At 67.0% G+C, this 4,385-nt stretch carries 4 protein-coding genes; 2 read left to right on the top strand and 2 right to left on the bottom strand.

Annotated elements, in window-relative coordinates; translation table 11 throughout:
• Both DYI42_RS23230 and DYI42_RS23225 read right to left on the bottom strand, forming a co-directional pair.
• On the bottom strand, positions 1 to 1,372 hold a 1,372-nt coding region (locus tag DYI42_RS23230), incomplete at its 3' end, for a CoA-binding protein (protein WP_213549405.1).
• Positions 1,369 to 2,535, bottom strand: a complete 1,167-nt coding sequence (locus DYI42_RS23225) for an acyl-CoA dehydrogenase family protein (RefSeq protein ID WP_213549404.1) — start codon at positions 2,533 to 2,535, stop codon at positions 1,369 to 1,371. The genes DYI42_RS23230 and DYI42_RS23225, both read right to left, overlap by 4 nt.
• A gap of 97 nt (positions 2,536 to 2,632) precedes the next feature.
• On the opposite strand from DYI42_RS23225, the gene DYI42_RS23220 reads away from it, so the two are divergent.
• Complete coding sequence (locus DYI42_RS23220; RefSeq protein WP_213549403.1) at positions 2,633 to 3,574, top strand: LysR substrate-binding domain-containing protein; 942 nt, start codon at positions 2,633 to 2,635, stop codon at positions 3,572 to 3,574.
• Positions 3,575 to 3,662: 88 nt separating this feature from the next.
• On the top strand, positions 3,663 to 4,385 hold a 723-nt coding region (locus DYI42_RS23215; protein WP_213549402.1), incomplete at its 3' end, for an alpha/beta fold hydrolase.

Below are 4,385 nucleotides of genomic sequence, written 5' to 3'. Positions count from 1 at the left end.
GGGCCGTGGTTTCGGCGCAGGTTTCGAGGTTGCGGAAGTTCGGGATGCCTGCGGCGTCGAGCAACGCGAGGCTTTCGGGGGCATGGGGCAGGGGGAAGCCCATCACCGGGGCCGCGCCTTTAGGGGCATCCTTGACCGCATCGACGATGGGGGCCACCGCCAGCTCGGGGTTGAACTGGGCCGAAGAGCCGACGGCGACGACGAGCACGCCGGTTTCGGGGTCGCGGATCAGGCGGTCGACGACGGCGCGCATGGTTTCGTAACGGGTGCCGGCGAGGGTGACATCGACGAGCTTGCCGTGGCCGAGGGGGATATTGCGGGCAGACAGATCTGCCCGGGCGGCCTCGCTCAGCCCGCCGATTTCGACCCCGCGGGCGGCGAGCTGGTCGATGACCATGGCGCCGCCACCGCCGGTGGTGGAAATGACCGTGGCCCGGCGTGGACGCCCCTCGGGCAGGCGCACGCGGGAGAGGGCGCGGGGCGCTTCGATGAGGGTGTCAAACTGCTGCGCCTCGTGAATGCCGATCTCGCGCAGGAAGCCCGAGACGGCAGCTCGGCCGCCGGTGAGGGCGCCGGTATGGGAGACGGCGAGCTGGCGGCCCTCCTCGGAGGCGCCGATCAGGTAGGCCACCACCGGCTTCCCGCGCTGGGCTGCGGCGCGGGCGAAGGCCTCGAGCGCGTCCGCGTCGCGGATGGTTTCGAGGAAGAGTTGGAAGGCGTGGGTGTCGGGGTCGTCAAGCAGGAGTTGGCCGAGGGTGCCGACGCCGGTGCCGGCCTCGTTGCCGAGGGAGACGAGGGTGGAGAAGCCGTGGCCTCGCTCCTGCCCGCGCGAGAGCAATGTGCCGATGACGCTGCCGCTCTGAGACAGCACCGCGGTATGGCCGCGGGTGATGGAGGGCGTGGCGAAGGCGGCGTTTGTGGTGCAGGCAAAGCCGGAGGCGGTCGACACGGTGCCGGTGGAATTGGGGCCGATCAGCAGGATGCCGGCGTCACGGGCGATGGCGGCGGCCCGCTGCTGCCGGGCAAGGCCCTCGGGGCCGGCCTCGGCAAAGCCGTCGGCCAGTATGGAGACGACGGCGACGCCCATCTCTGCACAATGCTCGAGCGCGGTCAGCGCGGGGTCGGCATCGAGCAGGATATAGGCGTGATCGACAGGCTCCTGGATCTCGGTGACGGAGGGCGCGGCGGGCAGGCCCATGACCTCGGCGCTGCCGGGGTTCACCGGGATGATCCGGCCCTGGTAGCCGTGCTGGCGCAGGAAGGTCATCGGGCGGGCGGTGAGTTTGCTGGGGTTGGACGATGCGCCTACGAGCGCCACCGTGCGGGGCGCGGTGAGGGCTTTCAGGAATTCTGCCTCGGGCCGTCCCATCATTCGGCGGCCATGGCCCGGGGCGCACGCTGTGAGAAGCGGCGCTCGAATACGCCCTCGGCGATGCGGTTCTTGAGGATCTCGATGGAGCCGCCGGCGATCATCCAGCCACGGGTGCGGCGCAGGGCATATTGGGCCGTGCTCTCTTCGGAGAAGCCGAGGCCTCCGAGGATCTGCACCGCCTCGTTGGCGGCGAAGAACCCGGCCTCGTTGCAGGCGAGCTTGGCGATGGCGGTATCCTGAGCCGAGGGCAGGCCTTCCTCACCGGCCACGGCGGCGCGCATCAGCAGGAGGCTTGCGGCCTCGAGCTTCACGGCCATCTCCGCGAATTTCCATTGCAGGCCCTGGAACTCGCAGAGCGCACGGCCGAACTGCTTGCGCTGTGCAGCGTGGTCGCGGGCGAGGTTGAAGGCGTGGCGACCGACCGCGAGGGCGCGGGCCGAGTTGCCCAGCCGCTCGACGTTGAAGCCCGCGATCTGCTTCTTGAAGCCACCGGCGCCGAGCAGAACGTTCTCCTTTGGTACGTAGACGTTGTCAAAGTAGAGCTGCGACCAGGTCTCGCCGTTCATGAAGGTGGAGGGCTTGCCAATGGTGAAGCCGGGGGTGCCCTTTTCGATAAGCACCGAGCCGATGCCACCGACCCCGGGGCCATAGCGGAGGTAGACCAGGAAGACCTCGGCTTCGGAGGAGTGCGTGCCGAAGATCTTGGTGCCGTTCACCCGGTAGCCGTCGCCGTCAGGGGTGGCGGAGGTGCGCAGGTCGGTCACGGCGGAGCCTGCCTCGGGTTCGGTCATGCCGAGCGAGATCAGCGCCTTTCCGGCAAGAACCCTGCCCAGATAGCGTTCCTTCTGCTCGGGCGTGGCGAACTCGGCGAAGGTGCGGACCGGCCCGAAGTTGGCAGCCTGAATCACATCGCCCGAGCGGGGGCAGACTTCTGCCACCGCCATGATCGCCAGAATCGCGTTGACCAGCCCGCCGCCGACGCCGCCATCGGCCTCGGGGATGGTGATGCCCAACAGGCCCATCCTGGCGAATTTCTCGGCCACGTCCCAAGGGTAGCTCTCGGCGTTCGCACGGGCCGAGGCGCCCTCGGCCAGCTCGGTCTCGGCAAAGCGGCGCACGGTGTTGTGGAACATCTGCTGTTCGTCGGTCAGGCGAAAATCCATCGGGCGGGCATCCAATTCACATCATCTTCAAGGCAGTCTAAACATCGCGGCACGGGACAATACCGCCATTCTGGTCGGACAAGGGAAACCTCCGCTTATGGATCGCCGCTACCGAGACCTGCCGCTCAACCCGCTGAGGGCCTTTGCCATTGCCTCTCAGCACAAGACTTTCACCTCCGCTGCACGCTACATGGGAGTGAGCCAGGTTGCCATCAGCCGCCAGATCTCGACCCTGGAGGATTACCTCGGCGTGAAGCTCTTCGTCCGGGGTGCGCGCTCTGTGAAGCTGACCGACGTGGGCCGAACTCTGGGCGGAGAGGTGAGCGTGCTCTTCGAGGAACTGGAGCGTGCGACGCACGGGGTGCTTTCAGAAGAGAGCGAGAACACCATCAAACTGAGGATCTATCCCACCTTCGCCCAGCACTGGCTTCTGCCGCGTCTCGGAGAATTCCAGGCACTCTATCCCGACTATCGATTTCGGCTGGATACCACGGTCGAGCCACTCGACTTTCGCGGTACCCATCTCGACGTGGCCATTCAGCTCGGACATGGGACGTGGCGGGATGCAAAGAGCCGCAAGCTGTTCGACGAAACCGTCGACGTCGTCTGCAGCCCCTCCTATGCGGAGGCGCGCGGCGGATTTGCAAGTGCGGACGACGTGGCGTGCGCGGAGCTGCTCCATGCCAAGTACAGGCGCAAGGAATGGGAGATCTGGTCGGCGCAGGCCGAGATGGACCTGGGTCACCTGAGCGGGCAGGAGTTCGACAGCTCGCTCCTGGTTTACCAGGCGGCAGAGCATGGCTTCGGGCTGGCTCTGGGGCAGGTGGACCTGTTGGCGCAGGAGCTGGAGGCGGGTAAGCTGATCTGCCCCTTTGGCCAGCCGGTGACGACCGGCGCAGCCTTTCACGTGATCTGGCCTACAATGAAATCGGTTTCAGCGAAAACCAAGCACTTCATCGACTGGCTCCTCGAAACCTCGGGCGAGCCGCGCGCCTTTTTCAAGAAAAAGAGGGGCGTGGCCGGGCCCGCAGGGGGCTGACCGGAGGTTTGCGGTGCATGACCTCGGGCGCGGTCAAAGCCAACCGGCGCCTGGCTTAGGGTGCGGCGAGGTCGTAGAGAGAGAACAGATGCCGCAGATGTTTCATGAGTTGGTCGGAGACCCTTGTGAGGGCGTGCCCCTGCTGCTGCTGCACGGCATGTTTGCCAGCCGGAGGATGTGGGATCTGAACCGTGCGGCACTGGCAGCGCGGTTTCCGCTTGTTCTGGTGGACCTGCCGGGGCACGGCGCCTCGCCGCCGCTCGAGCCGGGTGAAGATGCCGCGCCCGGTGCGCTGGTGACCGAGCTGGAGCGTATCCGCGCTGATCTGGGCGTAGAGCGTTGGTGCCTCTGCGGGCAGAGCTTTGGCGCAGGTGTCACCTTGCATTACGCGCTGGCGCATCCGGAACGGGTGGCGGCGCAGGCTTTCACCAACTCGCGCACCACGTTCCGCGATGCCTTCGGACCCGGAGAGACGGAGATCCGCGAGGGGCGGATCGCGCGGATCAGGGAGGGCGGGCGCGAGGCGATGGGGCGCGAGGTGTTTCACCCGCGCCATGCCAGGCGCTTTCCCGAGCCGATCAAGTCGGTGCTGGCGGAAGATGCCGACCGGATCGAGATAGAGACCTACCTGCGGCTGATCGGCGAGACGGCGCCGGCCCTCTCCCTTTACGGGCGCGACGCGGTGCCGAAAGTGCCCACGCTGCTGATCAACGGCCGGCATGAGCGGGCCTTCCAGCCCTGCCGCGACGAGCTGGCGGCAGCTTGGCCGACGATGGAGATCGCCGATATCGACGGTGGACATGCGGTGAAC

Origin of the sequence: Vannielia litorea, assembly GCF_018424695.1 — a bacterium.
GTDB classification, from domain to species: Bacteria; Pseudomonadota; Alphaproteobacteria; order Rhodobacterales; family Rhodobacteraceae; genus Vannielia; species Vannielia litorea_A.
The sequence above is the reverse complement of the archived record's forward strand: the minus strand, read 5'-3'. Positions and strand labels throughout refer to the sequence as shown.

Bases quoted from the DNA above. Each gene is read 5' to 3' on its own strand.
- DYI42_RS23220 (WP_213549403.1), top strand. From the start codon at position 2,633: ATGGATCGCCGCTACCGAGACCTGCCGCTCAACCCGCTGAGGGCCTTT.
- DYI42_RS23225 (WP_213549404.1), bottom strand. From the start codon at position 2,535: ATGGATTTTCGCCTGACCGACGAACAGCAGATGTTCCACAACACCGTG.